At 63.4% G+C, this 18372-nt stretch carries 15 protein-coding genes and 1 pseudogene; 12 read left to right on the top strand and 4 right to left on the bottom strand.

The window, feature by feature from the left end; translation table 11 throughout:
- The first annotated feature begins 4 nt into the window (after nt 1-4).
- The 7 genes from QZ656_RS04220 to grxD all read left to right on the top strand — a co-directional run bounded on the left by QZ656_RS04220 (nt 5) and on the right by grxD (nt 9592).
- Nucleotides 5-2866: an EAL domain-containing protein gene (locus tag QZ656_RS04220; RefSeq protein ID WP_291992211.1), complete on the top strand. Its 2862-nt coding sequence runs from the start codon at nt 5-7 to the stop codon at nt 2864-2866.
- Nucleotides 2867-3009: 143 nt separating this feature from the next.
- On the top strand, nt 3010-4272 hold the full coding sequence (gene hemA, locus QZ656_RS04215) for a glutamyl-tRNA reductase (RefSeq protein ID WP_291992210.1): 1263 nt from the start codon (nt 3010-3012) through the stop codon (nt 4270-4272).
- Between the two features lie 73 nt (nt 4273-4345).
- Nucleotides 4346-5428, top strand: coding sequence for a peptide chain release factor 1 (gene prfA / locus QZ656_RS04210; RefSeq protein ID WP_291992209.1), 1083 nt, complete (start codon nt 4346-4348; stop codon nt 5426-5428).
- Between the two features lie 92 nt (nt 5429-5520).
- A complete protein-coding gene (gene prmC, locus QZ656_RS04205) occupies nt 5521-6366 on the top strand; it encodes a peptide chain release factor N(5)-glutamine methyltransferase (protein WP_291992208.1) in 846 nt (281 codons plus the stop codon).
- 142 nt (nt 6367-6508) lie between these two features.
- Nucleotides 6509-7417: a DUF4338 domain-containing protein gene (locus QZ656_RS04200; RefSeq protein ID WP_291991618.1), complete on the top strand. Its 909-nt coding sequence runs from the start codon at nt 6509-6511 to the stop codon at nt 7415-7417.
- Nucleotides 7414-8934: a transposase family protein gene (locus tag QZ656_RS04195; RefSeq protein ID WP_291991619.1), complete on the top strand. Its 1521-nt coding sequence runs from the start codon at nt 7414-7416 to the stop codon at nt 8932-8934. Before QZ656_RS04200 ends, QZ656_RS04195 begins: the two co-directional genes overlap by 4 nt.
- 334 nt (nt 8935-9268) lie before the next feature.
- Nucleotides 9269-9592 (top strand): Grx4 family monothiol glutaredoxin, encoded by a 324-nt coding sequence (grxD, locus tag QZ656_RS04190; protein WP_291992624.1) that lies wholly within the window; start codon nt 9269-9271, stop codon nt 9590-9592.
- A gap of 56 nt (nt 9593-9648) precedes the next feature.
- On the opposite strand, the gene QZ656_RS04185 is transcribed toward grxD, so the two are convergent.
- The 4 genes and pseudogenes from QZ656_RS04185 to argH all read right to left on the bottom strand — a co-directional run bounded on the left by QZ656_RS04185 (nt 9649) and on the right by argH (nt 12917).
- The gene (locus QZ656_RS04185; protein WP_291992207.1) at nt 9649-10014 is read right to left on the bottom strand and encodes a carboxymuconolactone decarboxylase family protein; all 366 of its coding nucleotides are present in this window, start codon (nt 10012-10014) and stop codon (nt 9649-9651) included.
- 157 nt (nt 10015-10171) lie between these two features.
- Entirely contained in the window at nt 10172-10708 is a 537-nt protein-coding gene (locus QZ656_RS04180; protein WP_291992623.1) for a cyclic nucleotide-binding domain-containing protein, read from the bottom strand.
- A gap of 36 nt (nt 10709-10744) precedes the next feature.
- Nucleotides 10745-11459 (bottom strand): annotated as a pseudogene (locus tag QZ656_RS04175) (serine/threonine-protein kinase); the annotation flags it as partial.
- A 72-nt stretch (nt 11460-11531) separates the two neighbouring features.
- Nucleotides 11532-12917, bottom strand: coding sequence for an argininosuccinate lyase (gene argH, locus QZ656_RS04170; RefSeq protein ID WP_291992206.1), 1386 nt, complete (start codon nt 12915-12917; stop codon nt 11532-11534).
- 58 nt (nt 12918-12975) lie between these two features.
- Between argH and QZ656_RS04165 the strand changes: the two genes are divergently transcribed.
- The 5 genes from QZ656_RS04165 (at nt 12976) to QZ656_RS04145 (ending at nt 18310) form a co-directional block, all read left to right on the top strand.
- Nucleotides 12976-14016, top strand: coding sequence for a histidine kinase (locus QZ656_RS04165; protein WP_366522097.1), 1041 nt, complete (start codon nt 12976-12978; stop codon nt 14014-14016).
- Nucleotides 14013-14795, top strand: a complete 783-nt coding sequence (locus tag QZ656_RS04160) for a LytTR family DNA-binding domain-containing protein (RefSeq protein WP_291992205.1) — start codon at nt 14013-14015, stop codon at nt 14793-14795. Before QZ656_RS04165 ends, QZ656_RS04160 begins: the two co-directional genes overlap by 4 nt.
- 78 nt (nt 14796-14873) lie before the next feature.
- On the top strand, nt 14874-15383 hold the full coding sequence (locus QZ656_RS04155; RefSeq protein WP_291992204.1) for a c-type cytochrome: 510 nt from the start codon (nt 14874-14876) through the stop codon (nt 15381-15383).
- Nucleotides 15384-15483: 100 nt separating this feature from the next.
- A complete protein-coding gene (locus tag QZ656_RS04150; protein WP_291992203.1) occupies nt 15484-17154 on the top strand; it encodes an IS66 family transposase in 1671 nt (556 codons plus the stop codon).
- A 298-nt stretch (nt 17155-17452) separates the two neighbouring features.
- Nucleotides 17453-18310, top strand: coding sequence for a DUF4338 domain-containing protein (locus QZ656_RS04145; protein ID WP_291992202.1), 858 nt, complete (start codon nt 17453-17455; stop codon nt 18308-18310).
- The last annotated feature ends 62 nt before the right edge of the window (nt 18311-18372 follow it).

Below are 18372 nucleotides of genomic sequence, written 5' to 3'. Positions count from 1 at the left end.
CCCGATGCTCGATAGTTCATCTCCAGCAGCAGCGCGCGGCGGCTTCCGATTTCTCAGTCTCAAGTGGAAGATATTGCTGACCCTCGGTGGCGTGATGCTGTCGGTGAACGGTGCGCTGTCTTTGCTGCATTATCACGATCTGCGGAGCCGCTTCGAAGTGCAACGGACGGCGACCAGAGAGCGCCTGGTCGCGCAGGCGTTTGCCCTGCGCACCGATTCCGGTTTGCGCTTGCAGGCCTTGGCCGGCATGCTCGCCGCCCTCGACTCGGTTGGCGTCAGCCTGTTCCAGACACCGGCCGGCAACGCCCTGCTGCGGCAGCACTTTGACAGCTACTGGTCGGTTCTGCAGCTTGATTTGGGTCTTGACTCACTGCAGGTGTACGCCAGGAGCGGCCAAGCCCTGGCGACCTGGCGGACCGATACGCTCAGCGCATTGAATCACGATGCGCAGGTGCGTACCGTTATTGCTGACGAGCGGGCGATGCAGTGGACGCGCTGCCAGGATCGCTGTACGCAGTTTGCGGCAGCGCCGATCCTGTCGGCTGGTCAGGTGGCCGGGGCGGTTGTCCTCGGCAGCTCGCTGGCCGACGTGGTCGTCTCGTTCTTCCGCTTGTCGGGCGCTGATCTCGGCGTGCTGGTCCCGGCGGTCTCTCCAGAAGGCAAGAATATCCTGCCCCATCTGGGCTTGCGCGCTATCGGGCTGAGCAGCGCCGAACGAAACCTGCCCTTGCTCGAGCAGTTGAGCGAGGTGCCGCCGATGCCCGGTGGACGCGCCTGGCGTTTGCTGTCGTACGGCGGCAGGCAGTTCGAGTTGTCATTCATGGCTCTCGATGCGCTTGACGGTGCGTCGTCGCCAGCGCTGCTGGTCGTTATCGACGATCTGACGCAAGCGCTGGCGGACATCGAAAATTCGGTCTTGAATCGCTTGTGGGGAGAGTTGCTGGCCTCGCTGTTTTCCTTGCTGTTGCTGGCACTGCTGGTGCACGCGCCGCTGCAGCGGATGACCCAGGCCGTGCGCGCCATTCCGCTGCTCGGGCGCAGCGCGTTTGCCGAGGCGCGGGCGCGCATTTCACCGCGGTCCCGGCGGCTGGTTGATGACGAAATCGACAGCCTCGACGAGGCGGCGATCGATCTGTCGTATCGGCTCGAGACCCTGGAGCGAGACGAAGCCGCGCATGCTGAGCAGATGCAGGGCATGCTGCAGCGGATTTCAGTCGAACGCGACTTCAGCAAGAGTCTGCTCGATACCGCGCAGGTGATCATTCTGACGCAGTCCGTCGACGGGCGGATCCTGAGCTTGAATCGTTATGGGCGCCTGTTGTCGGGCTGGGCCGAAGAAGATCTATCGGGCAAGCGCTTTTGCGAGCTGCTGTGCTCGGACGGGTCGTCTGAGCTGGCGATTCAGCAGGCGGTGCGCGACATTGCCGCGGGCGATCGTCAGCACGTTCACCTGGAGTCGATTCTCAAGAGCGCCAATGGTCAGTCCTACGAGATTACCTGGAACCACTCGCGTCTTTCCGAGCGCACTGATGATGCGGTGATGATCCTCTCGGTCGGCATCGACCACACCGAGCGCAAGCGTGCTGAATCGCACGTCAGTTATCTGGCCGAGTACGATCCCTTGACCGGTTTGGTCAATCGGCAGCACTTTCAGAACGGACTCGATCAGGCTCTGGCCAGCGCCCGGCGTTTGGCGCACGACGGAGCGCTGCTCTACCTCGACCTCGATGGCTTCAAGTACGTCAACGATCTGAGCGGACACCAGGCGGGTGATGCACTCTTGCGGGTCGTCGCCGACGAGGTGCGTAGCGTCGCGCGGGCCAGCGATCTGCTTGGCCGCCTGGGTGGTGACGAGCTCGGTATCCTGCTGCACGAATGTGACCGCGAGGGTGCGATCCAGGTCGCCGAGAAGATCAACGCACGACTCGCAGAAATTAAGTTCCCCGGCCTGGCAGCAAACCATCGTGTTTCCGCCAGCATCGGCATCGTCGTCTTTTCGGAGGCGCTGATGGACGTCAAGCAGTTGCTCGCCAACGCCGATATCGCGATGTATCAGGCCAAGTCGAAAGGGGGCGCGGGCTGGCATCTCTACGCCGAGGGCGAGGGCGTACAGGAGAAGATGCAGAACCGCCTGTACTGGGAGGAGATGATCAACCGCTCGCTGACCGACCAGCGATTTGTCGTTCATTACCAGCCGATACTCGATATCCGGGCGAAGCAGGTCAGTCACTACGAGGCGCTGGTACGCATGCGCGCCGCGGATGGCTCACTGATTCCGCCTGGCATGTTCATGGAGGTGGCCGAGAACGGCGGCCTGATACGCGACATCGATCGCTACGTGATTCATCACGTGTTTGGCAAGATGCTGGAACTTTTTGCCGCCGGCAAGCACTACAGCTTCTCGATCAATCTCTCCGGCGTCAGCATCAACGATTCGCGGCTGCTGGCGTTCATCCGTGATGAGCTGTCGCGCAGCCCGCTCCTGCCAAGCCACGTCGTTTTTGAAATCACGGAGACCGCAGCGGTATCGGATTTTTCCGCCGCCCGCACGTTCATGAATGCTGTGCGGGAACTGGGTTGTGCGTTTTCACTGGACGACTTCGGCGTCGGCTTTTCCTCGTTCAATTATGTCAAGCAGTTGCCCGTTGATTACGTCAAGATCGACGGCTCGTTTGTGCGTACGCTGGTTGACAGTCCGGACGATCAGGTCTTTGTGCGGGCCCTGGCCGAGGTGGCGCGTGGCTTCGGCAAGAAGACTGTGGCCGAGTTCGTCGAAGACGAGCGCGCGCTGAACATGCTGCGGGCCTTCGGTGTGGACTACGCGCAAGGCTACTATATCGGCAAACCGGCGCCCGACGTCGCCTGACCGCTTTGCCGCTCGCTTTCGGCAACGGTCATCAGCGCTGCGCAGTGCGCAGTGCGCAGTGCTCAGGGCTCCGGGAGGCCGGCAGCGTGGGTGATATAATCGGCCGCTGACTTGCCACCCCCATTGCCCACCCTCTGTCACGCATGGCGCTGTTTACCCTTGGCATCAACCACCACACAGCGCCACTCTCGGTTCGCGAGCAGATCGCGTTTCAGCCCGGCACGGTGCCGCAGGCGCTTGCCGACCTGACACGGGGCAAAGCGGTCCAAGAGGCGGCGATTCTGTCGACCTGCAACCGCACCGAAATCTATTTTTGCAGCGACGTGTCGGAGCTGGCCAGCCAGTGGCTGGCCGACTATCATCGCCTGCCGCAGCACGAGGTCGCACCCTACCTCTACACCTATCCCGAACGCGACGCCGTCCGGCATGCCTTTCGTGTCGCCAGTGGGCTCGACTCGATGGTCCTCGGCGAGCCCCAGATTCTGGGCCAGATGAAGGACGCACTGCGCCTTGCCGAGGAGGCGGGGACGCTCGGAACGACCTTGCACAAGCTTTTCCAGCACTCCTTTGCGGTCGCCAAGGAAGTTCGTTCGACGACGGCGATTGGCGCCAATATCGTTTCGATGGCCGCCGCCGCCGTGCGCCTGGCCGAACGCATCTTCGAGCGTATCGCCGACCAGAAGATCCTGTTCATTGGCGCCGGCGAAATGATCGAGCTCTGCGCCACCCATTTCTGTGCGCAGCATCCCAGGCTGACGGTGATCGCCAACCGCACGGTCGAGCGCGGTCTGCTGTTGGCCGAGCGCATCGGCGGCCAGGCGATCAGGCTCGAGGAAGTCGGCGACCGACTGGCACAGTTCGATATCGTCGTTTCGTGCACCGCCAGCCCGCTGCCGATCATCGGCCTGGGGATGGTCGAGCGGGCGATCAAGGCTCGCCGTCACCGGCCGATGTTCATGGTCGACCTGGCGGTGCCGCGTGACATCGAGTTCGAGGTTGGCGAAATGGACGATGTTTTTCTGTATACCGTCGACGATCTGGCGCAAGTGGTCGAGTCGGGGTTCGAGTCGCGCCAGGCGGCGGTGTTTGACGCCGAGGCGATTGTCAGTGAGCGCGTCGATGGCTTTCTGCGCTGGTTGGCGACGCGTGGTACAGTGCCGATCATTCGTTCGCTGCGCGATGCCGCAGAGCGAGCACGTCGGCACGAGATGGAACATGCGCTGAAGTTACTGGCCAAAGGGGACGACCCGGCGCGAGTGCTCGAGAACTTCTCGCATCGTTTGACCAACAAGTTCCTGCACGCGCCGACGCAGGCCCTGGCGCAGGCCGGCGGTGGCCGGGATGACTTGCCCGAGCTGGTCGGGCGCCTCTTTCATCTGCATCCCGATTCTCGCGTTGGCGAGTAATGGAATCCGGCTGCAGACGCCAACTCCTCGATCTATTGACCTCCCGCGTTCGCGCGCTTGAACCGGCTTCCTGATGAACCAGAGTATTCGCGACAAACTTGAGCATTTGATCGGTCGCCTCGACGAAGTCGGCCGCATGCTGGCCAGCAGCGACGCGACGCGCGACATGGACGAGTATCGGAAACTGTCGCGTGAGTACGCCGAGCTCGGCCCGGTCGTCGCGCTCTACCAGACCTGGCTGCAGTCCACGGCTGAGCTTGAGTCTGCGCTCGAGCTGCTGGCTGATCCCGAGATGCACGAGCTGGCCGAAGCAGAAGTGGCCATCGGCCGCGAGCGCTTGCCGCAGATCGAGGCGGATCTGCAGAAGCTGCTGCTGCCGAAAGACGCCAACGACGATCGCAACGTCTTCCTAGAAATCCGCGCCGGCACCGGTGGCGACGAGTCGGCGCTGTTTTCAGGCAATCTGTTTCGCATGTACACGCGCTATGCCGAGCGCCAGGGCTGGCAGGTCGACGTGATCTCGGCCAGCGTTTCGGACCTCGGAGGTTACCGCGAGGTCATCGCCAGGATCAGCGGCCAGGGTGTCTACTCGCGGTTGAAGTTCGAGTCCGGAGCGCACCGCGTGCAGCGCGTTCCCGATACCGAAACGCAGGGCCGTATCCATACTTCGGCGTGCACGGTGGCGGTGATGCCCGAGGCCGATGCGCTGGAGGACGTGCAGATCAATCCGGCCGAGATCCGGGTCGACACCTACCGTGCTTCGGGTGCCGGCGGGCAGCACATCAACAAGACCGATTCGGCGGTGCGCATCACGCACCTGCCGACCGGGATCGTTGTCGAATGCCAGGATGACCGCTCGCAGCACAAGAACAAGGCGCAGGCGATGTCGGTCCTGGCGGCGCGCATCCGGGACGGGCAGGAACGTGCGCAGCACGAGACGATCGCCTCCGAGCGCCGCAGTCTGATCGGTAGCGGCGACCGCTCCGAACGAATCCGAACGTACAATTTTCCGCAGGGCCGCGTCACCGAACACCGCATCAACCTGACCTTGTACAAGATCGAGGCGATCATGGACGGTGATCTTGACGAGTTGCTCGCCGCGCTGACCGCCGAATATCAGGCCGATCAACTGGCCTTGCTCGCCGACAGCGAGTAGGGCCGCTGGGCACCGGCAATGCGTCAAGTCGCGAGCCGCTTTTTGCACCGATGCCGACGGGCACGTCGGAATCGCTCGCGGAGCGAGGAACGATGGCCTCCCGAACGCGCCGGCTGACCGCTATCGGCGACGTGTGGCGCGCCGCCGCCGGGCGTATCGATCGCCTTGATGCGCGCCTGCTCGTCGAGCACGTGGCCCGGTGTACGCATGCCGATCTGATTGCCCACGCCGAGCGGCCGCTCTCCGACGAGCAGCTGGCCACCCTCGAGGCGCTGGTAGGGCGCCGTGCCGGCGGTGAGCCGCTGGCCTACCTCCTGGGCTCGGCAGCGTTCTACGGGCGCGAATTCGTGCTCAACCCGGCGGTCCTGATCCCGCGCCCTGAAACGGAGTTGCTGGTCGAGCTGGCGCTGGCGCGCGTACCGTCGCGGCCTGGCGCGCAGATCCTCGATCTCGGTACCGGCTCCGGTGTCCTGGCGGTGACCCTTGGCTGTCTGTGCCCGGCGGCACAGCTTACCGCCGTCGATCTCTCGCCGGCGGCGCTGGCCGTGGCCGGCGAAAATGCAGCACGACACGCCGTGGCGATCAACTTTCTCGCGGGTGACTGGTACGCCCCACTGGGCGAAGCGCGTTTCGACGTGATCGTCGCCAACCCGCCCTATGTGGCCGACGCCGATCCGCACTTGCACGAGAACGGCTTGCCGTTCGAGCCGCAGATGGCGCTGACCGATGGCGTCGTTGGCGGCGACGGCCTGGCGTGTATCCGCGCGATAGTCGGCGGTGCCGCCGCCCATCTCCGCAGCGGCTCCTGGCTGCTGCTCGAGCACGGCTATCAACAGGCGGCGGCCGTGCGCGCCTTGCTGCGTCGGGAAGGATTCGCCGACGTCGCCTCATGGGCCGACCTGGCGAACATCGAACGCGTCAGTGGCGGACAGCGCTGAAGCATGACTGCGCCAGCCCAGTACTGGCAAGGCGTTGCGGTGGGCAGGCAAAAAAGGTTTCGCACAAGGGAGCTAGACAGCCGGGGGGACTTCTGGCAGGATAGGTGGAGGGTCATTGGTCCACGTTTCAGCCGGAGGTATCGTGGTGGTTGCAACGAGCGAAGGGGAGTGGGTGCACTGCGGTCGCGTATTCAGCGCCGCGGAGATCGCCGAGGTGTGCGGGACGGTGGCGTGGCTGCCGGGATTGGCGCGCAAGGAGTTGGCGGCGACGGTCTGCGAGCACCTGGGGTGGACCACTCTGACAGGGACGGCGAAGATCAGCGCCTGCCTGGAGTTTCTGGAGCGTTTGCAGGCGGCCGGGCTGCTGACACTGCCGGCGATAAGGCCGTCGTCAGCACGCCGTTGCGCGCCGCCCGCGGCACCCGTAGATACGGTCACCGGGGAGCTTCCCGTGCACTGCGCCCTGTCGGCACTCGCACCGGTCTGCCTGGAAGTCGTTCGCGACGCGGCGTTGGTGGCGCAGTGGGATGCGCTGGTGGCGCGCTGGCACCCACTGGGTTTCCAGGGGGCCTTCGGCTACCGCCTGCGCTACTTCATCACGGCGGGCGACCGGCGGCTCGGCAGCGTCCTGCTGGCCGGCGCTGCCCGCGCGGTCGCCGTGCGCGACCGCTGGATCGGCTGGACGGCCCAGGCCCGCCGCGAGAACCTGGCGCGGGTGGTGAACAACAGCCGCTTCCTGATCTTTCCCCACGTCCGGGTGCCGCATCTGGCCAGTCATGTGCTCGGACAACTCGCGCGCCGCGCACGCGCGGACTGGCTCGATCACTGGGGCTTCGAGCCCCTGTTGCTGGAGACTTTCGTCGATCCTCGTCACTATACCGGCACCTGTTACCGCGCGGCCGGTTGGCAGTTGCTCGGGGCAACCAGCGGGCGCGGGCTGGCCCGCCCCGGCCAGTCGTATCGCAGCACGCCCCGCCAGGTGTGGCTCAAACCGCTGAGCGCCGATTGTCGCGACCGGCTGTGTGCCGCCCCTGGGAGCTCCCGGCCATGAGCAAACCCTGCCGTCGCCCGACACGCGCTGCCCTCAAGGAGCTGCGCTCAGAGAAGAAACGGCAGGAAAAGGCACTGAACGCGAAACGGCGCGCGAGTGGACAAGTCCTCCACTCCCCCACTTCTCTGCCCAACCGATGCTCAGCCTTCGCGACCGTCGGCGAGGAAAGGGAGGCCCGCGAGGACGCCGTGAGCAAAAAGACGCGTCTCCTGCGCAAAGAGCTACCCGCCTTGCTCGAGCAACTGGAACAAATTCCCGACCCGAGAGACCCCAGGAAGCGCCGCCACAAGCTGACCGCGCTGCTGCTTTACGGTCTGCTGATGTTCGTCTTTCAGTTCTCCTCTCGGCGCGAGACCAACCGCGAAATATCCCGTCCCCAGTTCATGGCCAACCTCCACCTGCTGTTCCCGGAGATCGAGACCCTGCCACACGCCGACACCCTGTTTCGGCTGCTGCGCGACATCGACCTTGACCACCTTGAGCAGGCCCACGTCGATCTGGTGAAGCGGCTGATCCGCGGCAAGAGCTTCCGCCGCTATCTGATCAACCACTGCTACCCCATCGCCATCGACGGCTCGCAGAAGGTCGCCGGCGACACCCTCTGGGCGGAGGAACTCCTCCAGCGCACCGTCGGCAAGGAGGAAACCCGCCACACCCAGTACTTCGTCTACGTCCTCGAGGCCAGCCTGGCTTTCCACAACGGCCTGGTCGTCCCACTGCTCAGCGAGTTCCTCGAACACGCGCTGGGCGATACCGAAGCGCAAAAGCAGGACTGCGAGCTGCGCGGCTTTGTGCGCTTGAGCGACCGGCTCAAGACGCTGTTCCCCCGCCTGCCGATCCTGCTCCTGCTCGACGGCCTTTACGCCAACGGGCCGGTGATGCAGCGCTGCTTGCGCGCCCACTGGCAGTTCATGATCGTGCTTAAGGACAAGGATTTGTCCACGGTCTGGCAGGAGTTCCGCGCACTCCACGCCCTGAAGCCACAAGCCGTGCAGCGCGCTTGGGGAAGGCGCCGACAACACTTCAGCTGGGTCAACGACATCGACTACGCCTTCGCGGCCAACGGGCGTCAGCGTCTCAAGCTGAACCTGGTGGTCTGTGAGGAAAGCTGGGAAAAGATCGATGAACAGGCCAGGACCGTCACCGAAACATCGCGCCACGCCTGGCTCTCCAGCCAACCGCTCAGACAAGACAATGTCCATGAGCGCTGCAACCTCGGTGCCCGCCACCGTTGGGGCATCGAAGCGGGCTTCCTCGTCGAAAAACATCAGGGCTACCACTACGAGCATGCCTTTGCCCTCGACTGGAATGCCATGAAAGGCTATCACCTCCTCATGCGCCTGGCGCATGTGTTCAATACCCTGGCACGTTTCACCCGGCAGTTACGCAACCTCTATCAAGAACTCGGTGTGCGCGGCGCCATCGCCTTCATCCGTAATTCCTGTGCTGCGCCCTGGCTTGACCCAGCACGCCTGCGTCTGCTTCTCGCCGAACCGTTCCTGCTGCAACTCGAATAACCTTGCCCAGGCCTGCCCAACACATCTTCCCAAGCGCGGCGCACCCCGCGCCGGGAAAGGCTCGCCTGGCGATCGTAACGGAGCTCCCTCGACCTCTCCTGTCCCACTGACTGAACACCAAACCCCCGCGCCGCAAGCGCTCCCTTGCCGCTAGCCAACCCCCATCTGGCCGCCTCGGCGGCGAAAGTGGGCGTAACCGGCAAGTGCTGTCGATTCGGGGAGGTCATGCGTCAGGGCTGAGTGGCGGACGTTTACGTTGACGATCGGCGCTGCCAAACGGTAGACTGGTATGTTGATCATTTTTCTCAACTACCCGTTTTTGCGAGGTCTGACGATGGATGTACAGCAGCTTATCAAGGAACAGGTCACGACCAACCCGGTGGTGCTCTACATGAAGGGGACGCCCGATGGCCCGCAATGCGGCTTCTCGGCGGTAACCGTCCAGATTCTCAGGGCCTGTGGTGTTTCGAACTTCCTGAGCGTGAACGTGCTGGAGAATCCGGAGATTCGTAGTGGTATCAAGTCGTACGCCGATTGGCCAACGATTCCGCAGCTGTATGTCCGCGGCGAGTTCGTTGGCGGCTGCGACATCCTGCGCGAAATGTACGAGGATGGTGAGTTGCAGAAACTGCTCGAAGGGCTCGTCGATCCAGTCTGATCGCCGGCTCAGCGCGCTGGCGGCGCGGCTGCGCCGCCGTGCCGCAGCAGCCGTGTTCAGGCGTTGAGCTGCTCCGGCTTGCCGGAGCTCAACTCTTCGTAGGCCCTGACCGCCTCGGCGGCATACATCAGCGTTGGTCCGCCGCCCATGTAGGTGCATACGCCCAGAGTTTCCATCAGCTGCTGGCGGCTGACGCCCAGGCGAATCAGCGCCTTGACATGAAAACCGATACACGCGTCGCAACGGCTGGCAACGCCGATCGCCAGGGCGATCAGTTCTTTGTCGAGTGCCGACAACACGCCCGGCGAGAGGGCGGCCTTGGACAGGCTGTTGAAGCCTTGTATCGTTTCCGGAATCTCTCTGCGCAGCGTACCGAGTGCCTTGGTAACGTCTTTGGTAATGGTGGTGAAGGACTTGCTCATTGGCGCTCCGCCTAGTTGATTAGATAACTCTAATATACTACCGAGGAGCGTCAGTCGGCAACAGCTTTCGCATTTGCTCACCAGCGACCAGTGGCGTGCGATCGCTAGCCTGGAACTTGCCGGTGACGTCGGCGCGACGAGTGCCTTGTGGAAATACTCAGAAAGTCACCATGCGAACGTTCGCTGCCGTCAGCCGTTCGCTGAGCACAGCGAGAAACGATTGGTAGAAGTTCGCCCGGCACGACTCTGAGGAACTGTGCAAGGCATTGGCGCTGATCCGCACCAGCTTGGCTTCGGTCACCGCGATAATGTCGGCGCCGCGTCGCGAGCTCGCCTTGCCGATCACCGCCATTTCGCCAAAGCACTCGCCGGTGGACAGCATCTCCAGGATCAGTCCGTGCTTGAGGACCTTCAGTTCGCCTTCGGCGAGGAAGCAGAAAAAGTCGCCGACGTCGCCGTCGCGAATGATCGCAGTGCCTGGCGAAGCGCGGCTCCATTGAGAAAAGCGCACGACTTCCCATATTTCGACGTCGGAAAAATCCGCGAAGAAGGCGAAGGAACGAAGCGTGTCGAACTTCTCGAGATCAGCGATCTCGGCAACCGCTGCCTTGGGTTGGCGGTCACGAAAGGCTTGCGCCAAATCGTGGGCGAATTCTTGCCAGGTGGCGTAGCGCGTTTCCAGCCTCTTGCTCATGGCGCGCGCGACGATGGCGTCGAGCGCCGCTGGAATGTCCCGGCGTAGCGACGAAGGGCGGCGCGGTTCGGCGTTGATGATCTGGTAGACCATGTCGTAGCTGTTGCGCGCCTGAAAAGGGAGTTGCCCGGTCAGCAGTTGGTACATCACGACGCCGAGTGAGTAGATATCGGTTTGCTGGTCGAGTGTCTGTTCCTTGACCTGTTGCGGCGACATGTAAGCGGGTGAGCCGATACCGAGAACCAGGGTGCGGTCCGGGGTGCCGATGATCGCCGCCCCGAAGTCGGAGATCTTGATGTCGCCTTCGCTGGCGTTCGGGCCGGCGCAGAGGATGTTGGCGGGCTTGATGTCGCGATGAATGATCCCTGCTTGAAAAGCGAAATCGAGCGCCCGCGAGCACTTGAAAATGATCTCGACGATGCGTTCGACGGACAGCAGTTTGCCGCTGCTGCAGACCGTCTCCGAGCGTGCCACCGGCAACGTACTCCATCACCAGATAGCAGAAGTTGTCGTCGACCACCGCATCGTAGATCTCGACGATGTGTGGGTGCGACAACTTGCCAATCAATGCCGCTTCGTTGAGAAACAGGTGCGTGTAGAGGCGTCCCAGCTTCGGATCCTTCAGGATTCCGGGGAAGGCCACCTTGACGGCCACCTCGCGCTGCGTAAACGCGTCATTGCCGAGGTAGACGATGGACGTTGCGCCGCGGCCGATTTCACGGTCAAGCTGGTACTTGCCGATCTTGTCCATCATCTGCTTGGCGTGACCGCGGTGCGCTCAGGGCGATTGCCAGAAGGAGGCATGCCATTTGCCAGCGATTGCCTAAGCCCGGCGGGCGCGGGCAATCGCTGCCAGGACCTGTTCCGGAGCGGTACCGCCAAGATGCTTGCGCGCCGCCAGTGAGCCGTCTACGGTCAATACCGCAAAGACGTCTTCGTCAACCGTCGGCGCGAAGTGCTGCAGCTCGGCGAGCGAGAGTTGCGCCAGGTCAACACCGAGCTCCTCGGCGCGACGGACCGCCCGGCCAACGGCTTCGTGCGCGTCGCGGAACGGCAGGCCCTGGCGCGTCAGGTAATCGGCCAGATCGGTGGCGGTGGCGAATCCCTGACTCAAGGCTTCGCGCATTTTTTCCGGGTTGACGGTGATCCCGGCAATCATTTCAGCAAAAATCCGCAGCGTGTCGCTGACCGTGTCGATGGCATCGAACAGTGGTTCCTTGTCTTCCTGGTTGTCCTTGTTGTAAGCCAGCGGTTGTCCCTTCATCAGCGTCAGCAAGGCCGTCAGGTGCCCGTAGACGCGGCCGGTCTTGCCGCGGGCCAGTTCGGGGACATCGGGGTTCTTCTTCTGGGGCATGATCGAGCTGCCGGTGCAGAAGCGATCGGCGATCCGGATGAAACCGAAACGCGGGTTCATCCACAACACCAGCTCTTCCGAGAGGCGCGACACGTGCATCATCAGCAGTGCGCTGGCGGCGCAGAATTCGATCGCGAAGTCGCGGTCGGATACGGCGTCGAGCGAGTTTTCACATACACCCTCGAAGCCCAGCATTTGGGCGACGAAATGGCGGTCAATTGGGTAGGTTGTACCGGCCAGCGCGGCGGCGCCAAGCGGCAGTCGATTGGTCCGTCGGCGGCAGTCGGTGAAGCGCTCGGCGTCGCGTTGCATCATCTCGAAATAGGCCAGCAGGTGATGGCCAAAAGTTACTGGTTGCGCGACCTGGAGGTGGGTGAACCCCGGCAGCGGCGTCGCCGCCTCTTTTTCAGCCAGGTCGAGCAGCGCGTTCTGGAACTTGCGCAGCAGGGGCAGCAGCGTGTCGATGGCGTCGCGCAGATAGAGCCGGATGTCGGTCGCCACCTGGTCGTTGCGCGAGCGCCCGGTGTGCAGCCGTTTGCCGGCGTCGCCAACGAGCGTCGTCAGGCGCTTCTCGATGTTCAGGTGAACGTCTTCGAGGTCGAGTGACCAGACAAAGCGGTCTTCTTCGATTTCGCGCACCACCTGCGCCATGCCGCGCTCGATGTCGGTCAGATCGGCGGCGCTGATGATGCCTTGCCGGGCGAGCATCGTGGCGTGCGCCACCGAGGCACGAATGTCCTGGCGCCACATTCGTCGGTCGAAATTCACCGATGCCGTGTAGCGTTTGACGAGGTCCGACATTGGCTCGGAGAAGCGGCCGGCCCACGTGTATTGGGAAGAATCCGATTGGCTCATGCGGGGCAGGTTCCTAGGCTAAAATCACTCATAGAACCGTCGATAGATGGCACTTTGAGTGATCGCAAGTATAAAGCAAAAGCCTTTCAGCCAGCCGCTGCCGGATTTCCGCAATTCCGGAGTCATGCTGCGCATGCTGCTCGGGGTAAACCTGCTGGCGCTGCTGGCGGCGCTGGTGCAGAGCGATGGCTTGACCGACAGCCTGCAGCGCTACATCGATATGGCCGCTGGCGTGCAACCCTTGTTGCTCTTCAACATGGCCGTGCTGGCGTTACTCGGAACACTCCTGCAACGCGTGCCCGCCTGGCTTGGCCGCTCCGCCGTGCTGCTGCTGAGCGCCGTCTCGGCGGCCGGCTTGTCGGGGTTGTGGTCTTTCGTGAGCCTCGATGCGGGCGGCGCGCAGCGCCTGATCAGGGCGAGCCTGCTGGGCGCAGTCGTCGCCGGCTGCATGCTTTCGTACTTTTCCTGGCGCGCTAGCGCCTTGTCGCCGGCGCTTGTCGAAGCAAGACTGCAGGCACTGACCGCACGCATCCGGCCACATTTTCTGTTCAACAGTCTGAACGCGGTGCTCTCGCTGATTCGTGCGGACCCTCGCCGCGCCGAGACCGCGCTGGAGGAACTGGCCGATCTTTTTCGTGCCCTGATGCGCGATCATCGGGAACTGCTACCGCTGGCCGACGAACTCGCCCTTTGCCGGCAGTATCTGAACCTCGAAAAGCTGCGCCTGGGTGAGCGCCTGCACGTCGAGTGGGAAGTGGCCACCGACTTGCCGCTCGAACTGAAGGTGCCGCCGCTGCTGCTCCAACCGCTGCTGGAAAATGCCGTCTATCACGGCATCGAGCCAGCAGCCGACGGTGGCCGCATTCGCATCCGCCTGGCACGGCGCGGTGAGCAGTTGCACGTCGACCTGGCGAATCCCTGCGGCGGCGGTGTCGAGCATCCGCGTGGCAGCCACATGGCACTCGACAACATCCGCGAACGGCTGGCGCTTTACTACGATCTCGAGGCCAGGCTGGAGACCGGCGAAGTGCGGCTCGCCAATGGCCAGCGCGAGTATCGGGTGCATATCGTCCTGCCATGTTCCGGGCGCCGGCCATGAGCGCCCCGACAAGGGCGGCGGTGTTGTCGGTAATGATTTGCGACGACGAGGCGCCAGCGCGCGCGCGCTTGCGCGATCTGCTGGGCGACATTAACGCGGAGCTGCCCAACGAGGTCGTGGTCGAAGCCGACAACGGTGTTTCGGCGTTGGCGGCGATCAACAACCGAGTCGTAGACGTGGCGCTGGTCGACGTCCGGATGCCGAAGATGGATGGTATCGAGCTTGCCGCGCAGCTGGCGCGTCTCGATCGCCCGCCGGCGGTGATCTTTGTCACCGCTTACGATGCTTACGCGGTGCAGGCCTTCGAGCTCAGCGCGGTCGACTATCTGGTGAAGCCCGTGCGTGCACGACGTTTGCTGGTGGCGCTGCAGAAAGCGCGCGCAAGCGGACCGCCGCCACGTCTGTCGGCTGCCTTGCCGACGGACGCGCGCAGCCATCTTTCCTGCCACGAACGTGGTCGCTTGCTGTTGATTGCGGTGAGCGAGATCGTCTACTTCAGGGCCGATCTGAAGTACGTCGTGGCCCGCACGGCTGCTCGCGAATACCTGCTCGACGAGTCGCTGACGCATCTCGAACGCGAGTTCAGCGAGCATTTCATTCGCTTGCACCGCAGCGTGCTGGCGGCTCGCGATGCTCTCGCCGGCTTCGAAAAAAGTGCTTGCCACGAAGACTCCGAGACGCAATGGCAGGCGATTCTGCGTGGCGTCCCCGAGCGCTTGCCGGTCAGCCGTCGGCAGTGGCCCTTGCTCAAGTCCTACGCCCGGCAGCTGAGTTCCTGAGCGTCGCGTGTTGATCCTCATGAAGGTCGCCGGTAAGCGCATTTCCAATAATTCTGCCTTCAAGTCGACGAGGTGTTCATGGCGCAGGCGAGACGCTTCAAGCAACTATTGGCAATTCTGCTCGGGGGAGTGCTCGCTCTGCCGGCGGCGGCGCTCGACGTCGAGCGGACAAAGGAGATCTACGGCCCTTGCGCGGCCGGCCACGGTCCGTTCGGAGCCGGCGGCAAGAGAGGCGAGTATCCGCGCATCGCCGGACAGTCGTCCAAGTACCTTGAGCAGCAGTTGAAAGCTTTCCAGAGCCAGGGTCGCATCAACTTGCCGATGGATCCGTACACCCGCGAGCGTGAACTTCCGGACGAGGACATGAAGCTGGTCGCCGCCTACATGGCGCAGGTCGAGTTGCCGACTAGGCCGCCGGTCTTCAAGGCCAGCGACGACGCTCTGGCGCGCCTGTTGGCGATGGAGAAAATCATGGTCGTGCCGCGTGCCGAGGGCGACATTGACCAGGGCCAGGTGGTGTACCAGAAGAACTGCGCGGTCTGCCACGGCAAAACCGGCAAGGGGCGTGGCATGTTCCCGATGCTGTAAGTATTCGGTGAACCCGTAGCCCCGCTTTTGGTCGGCGTGCGTCAGTCAGCGACTGGCGGACAGCCCGTAGATCTGGACACAGCAGCGGAAATCCGGCACCATGCGGCGCATGGACACGGGTGCGGACATCATTGGCGGAGGATCGGCGGCAAGTCACCGCCAAGTGGCGCCGTTCGCCGAGGTGTTGGTGACGCTAACCAAGGAGCAGGAAATCAAGCTCCGTTGGGAGGCCAGCTTCTGGCGGAGCCAACATCGACAAGCGCTGGTTCGGTTGGCGCAATCGGAGGCAGCTCATCGGGTGGAAATGGCGCAAGCGGCGGCGCGCGAGGCGGCCTTGCGCAGCGAACTGGAGCAGGCCAAGGGCAAGATCCGCGATCTGCAAAAACGCCTGTTTGGTCGCAAGTCAGAACGCTCTTCGGGAGCCGAGAAGAACCCGGCGGCGGACCAAAAATCGTCGCGAGCTCGAGGTCAGCAACCGGGAGCAGCGGGTCACGGGCGGAACCCGGAAAGTCACTTGCCGACGCAGATCGAGGTCATCGACATCGACTGCCCGCATTGCCCGGACTGTGGTCTGGGCTACGTCGACTTTCCCGGCACGGAAGACAGTGAAGTCCTCGAGATCGAGGTCAAGGCCTACCGCCGGAAGATCTGCCGGCGGCGCTACCGGCGGACCTGTCAGTGTTCGGGCGCGCGGGGTATTCTGACCGCGCCACCGCCGGCACGATTGATCCCGCGTGGAAAGTACGGCGTGTCGATCTGGGTGCACCTGCTGCTGTCGAAGTTCTTGTACGGCCAGCCGACGCATCGGCTTCTGCGAGACTTGTCCGACCACGGACTGACGCTCTCGGCAGGAACGGTGGCCGGCGGACTGCGTGCCTTGGCACCGCTGTTCGAGCCGCTTGAAGAAGCACTGCTTGGCCAACTACGCAGCGAGAAACAGTGGCACGCAGACGAGACCCGCTGGCGGGTCTTTGCCGAGACCGAAGGGAAGGTCGGACATCGCTGGTATTTCTGGGTGTTCCACGGCCCATCGGTCATCCACTTCGTGCTCGACCCGAGCCGCTCGGCGGCGGTGCCGATCCGGGAGCTCTCCGGTAGCGCCGGAGGAGTCATCATCTGTGATCGCTATTCGGCCTACAAGAAGCTCGCGCGAGTTCTTGACCACTTCATTCTGGCTTTCTGCTGGGCACATCAGCGGCGTGATTTCCTGGAACTGGCCAACGCCCATCCGGAGCTCGCGGACTGGGCACTGGCCTGGGTCGAGCAGATCGCTCAGCTCTACCACTTGAATGGACGGCGCCTGGAAGTCCGTAGCGACCCAGTACAGTGGGCCGAACGCGACCGCGCCTTGCGGCAGGCGATCACGCAAATGGCCAGTCAACGGGAAAGCGAACTGGCGAACCCGGCGCTCAAAATGCCGGCGAGCAAGGTGCTGCGAAGCATGCGCAAACATTGGTCCGGCCTGACCGTCTTTGTCGACCGCCCCGAGGTGGCGATGGACAATAATGCCGCCGAGCGCGCACAGCGCACGCCGGTGGTCGCACGCAAGAACTTCTATGGGTCGGGCAGTCTCTGGTCCGGCGCACTCGCCGCGACGATGTTCAGCTTGCTGCTGACGCTGCGCTTGTGGGGAATCAACCCGCGCACCTGGCTGACGGCGTATCTGGAGGCCTGCGCCGCCAACGGCAACCTGCCGCCGACGGACTTGAGTGCCTTTCTGCCCTGGGCGATGGCGACCGATCGACTGGCCCTCAACGCTCACGAAAACTGACCCTTTTTCGCTCACGGAAATTGACCCACCGTTGGCGCGCGCCAACACCCAGGTTTTCGCCTCGGAGCGGGGTCAAGGGCGGGCTGCGGTTTTTGCAGCCCGGCGCAGCGTACCCTTGACGCCGTGTAGAGGCGAGTACGCTCGGAAATGGCTGTGTGCGCGGCATTTTCGTGCGCACAGCCATGACGACTAGGCGGGTCCGGTTTCGTGAGCAAAAGTGGGTCAATTCCTGAGAGCGTCAAGGACTGGCTCAGATGCGTGGCATCCCGGTCGATCAGAGCCGTCCCATCGATAGCTCGTGAAGCCTTATTGCGGGCGTCACTTTACCGACGACGAACTGCAGGCCCTCTGCCGCCTGATCGAAGCCCATCCTGGCAGCAGCCGCGCGCAACTGTCGCGCCAGGTGTGTGAGCTCTTCGACTGGCGTAAGCCCAATGGCGAGCTGAAGGATATGACCTGCCGGGTGGCCATGCTGCGTATGCAGGCCGACGGCCTGCTCACCCTGCCGGCGGCACGACGGGCCGCTCCTCGCCAACCCGAGTATCTGCCTACTCACGCCACCGATCCACAACCGTTGCTCACTCAGCCGGTGCATGAACTGCCGCCGCTGCGTCTGCATCAGGTCGTCGGTTCGGCGAACTCGCGTCTGTGGAACGAGTACATCGCCCGCTACCACTATCTCGGCCACACGCCCATGGCGGGCAGTCAGAGCCGCTACTTCGTCTTCGCCGGCGAGACCCTGGTCGCCTTGCTCAGCTTCGGCGCCAGCGCCTGGAAACTCGCCGCGCGCGAGCAATTCATCGGTTGGCACGATGAGCAGCGACAAAGGAACCTGCAACTGGTGGTGAACAATGCCCGCTTTCTGATCCTGCCCTGGATCCAGTGCAAGGGCCTGGCCTCCAAGATCCTCTCGCTTATGCAGCGGCAACTGCCCAAGGACTGGCTGGCGCGCTACGGCTACCGCCCCGTACTGCTCGAAACCTTCGTCGAGACGCCCCGCCATCGCGGCACCTGCTACCAGGCCGCCAACTGGATCAAGGTCGGTCAAACCGCCGGGCGAGGCAAGAAATGCCCCACCCGCAAGTCCATCCTCCCGATCAAGGACATCTGGCTCTACCCCCTTCGCAGAGCCTTCCGATCAGTCCTCTGCCGCTAACCCGCCTCGGCAATGGCGCTGGCGCGCTACGGGTTGGCCGAATACTTACCCGATGCTGGTCG

Origin of the sequence: Candidatus Accumulibacter sp. ACC003, from assembly GCF_907163085.1 — a bacterium.
Classification (GTDB): domain Bacteria; phylum Pseudomonadota; class Gammaproteobacteria; order Burkholderiales; family Rhodocyclaceae; genus Accumulibacter.
The sequence above is the reverse complement of the archived record's forward strand: the minus strand, read 5'-3'. Positions and strand labels throughout refer to the sequence as shown.

Coding starts and splice junctions, on each gene's coding strand:
- QZ656_RS04220 (WP_291992211.1), top strand. CDS start 5: ATGCTCGATAGTTCATCTCCAGCAGCAGCGCGCGGCGGCTTCCGATTT.
- hemA (WP_291992210.1), top strand. CDS start 3,010: ATGGCGCTGTTTACCCTTGGCATCAACCACCACACAGCGCCACTCTCG.
- prfA (WP_291992209.1), top strand. CDS start 4,346: ATGAACCAGAGTATTCGCGACAAACTTGAGCATTTGATCGGTCGCCTC.
- prmC (WP_291992208.1), top strand. CDS start 5,521: ATGGCCTCCCGAACGCGCCGGCTGACCGCTATCGGCGACGTGTGGCGC.
- QZ656_RS04195 (WP_291991619.1), top strand. CDS start 7,414: ATGAGCAAACCCTGCCGTCGCCCGACACGCGCTGCCCTCAAGGAGCTG.
- grxD (WP_291992624.1), top strand. CDS start 9,269: ATGGATGTACAGCAGCTTATCAAGGAACAGGTCACGACCAACCCGGTG.
- QZ656_RS04185 (WP_291992207.1), bottom strand. CDS start 10,014: ATGAGCAAGTCCTTCACCACCATTACCAAAGACGTTACCAAGGCACTC.
- QZ656_RS04180 (WP_291992623.1), bottom strand. CDS start 10,708: ATGAGCAAGAGGCTGGAAACGCGCTACGCCACCTGGCAAGAATTCGCC.
- argH (WP_291992206.1), bottom strand. CDS start 12,917: ATGAGCCAATCGGATTCTTCCCAATACACGTGGGCCGGCCGCTTCTCC.
- QZ656_RS04160 (WP_291992205.1), top strand. CDS start 14,013: ATGAGCGCCCCGACAAGGGCGGCGGTGTTGTCGGTAATGATTTGCGAC.
- QZ656_RS04155 (WP_291992204.1), top strand. CDS start 14,874: ATGGCGCAGGCGAGACGCTTCAAGCAACTATTGGCAATTCTGCTCGGG.
- QZ656_RS04150 (WP_291992203.1), top strand. CDS start 15,484: ATGCGGCGCATGGACACGGGTGCGGACATCATTGGCGGAGGATCGGCG.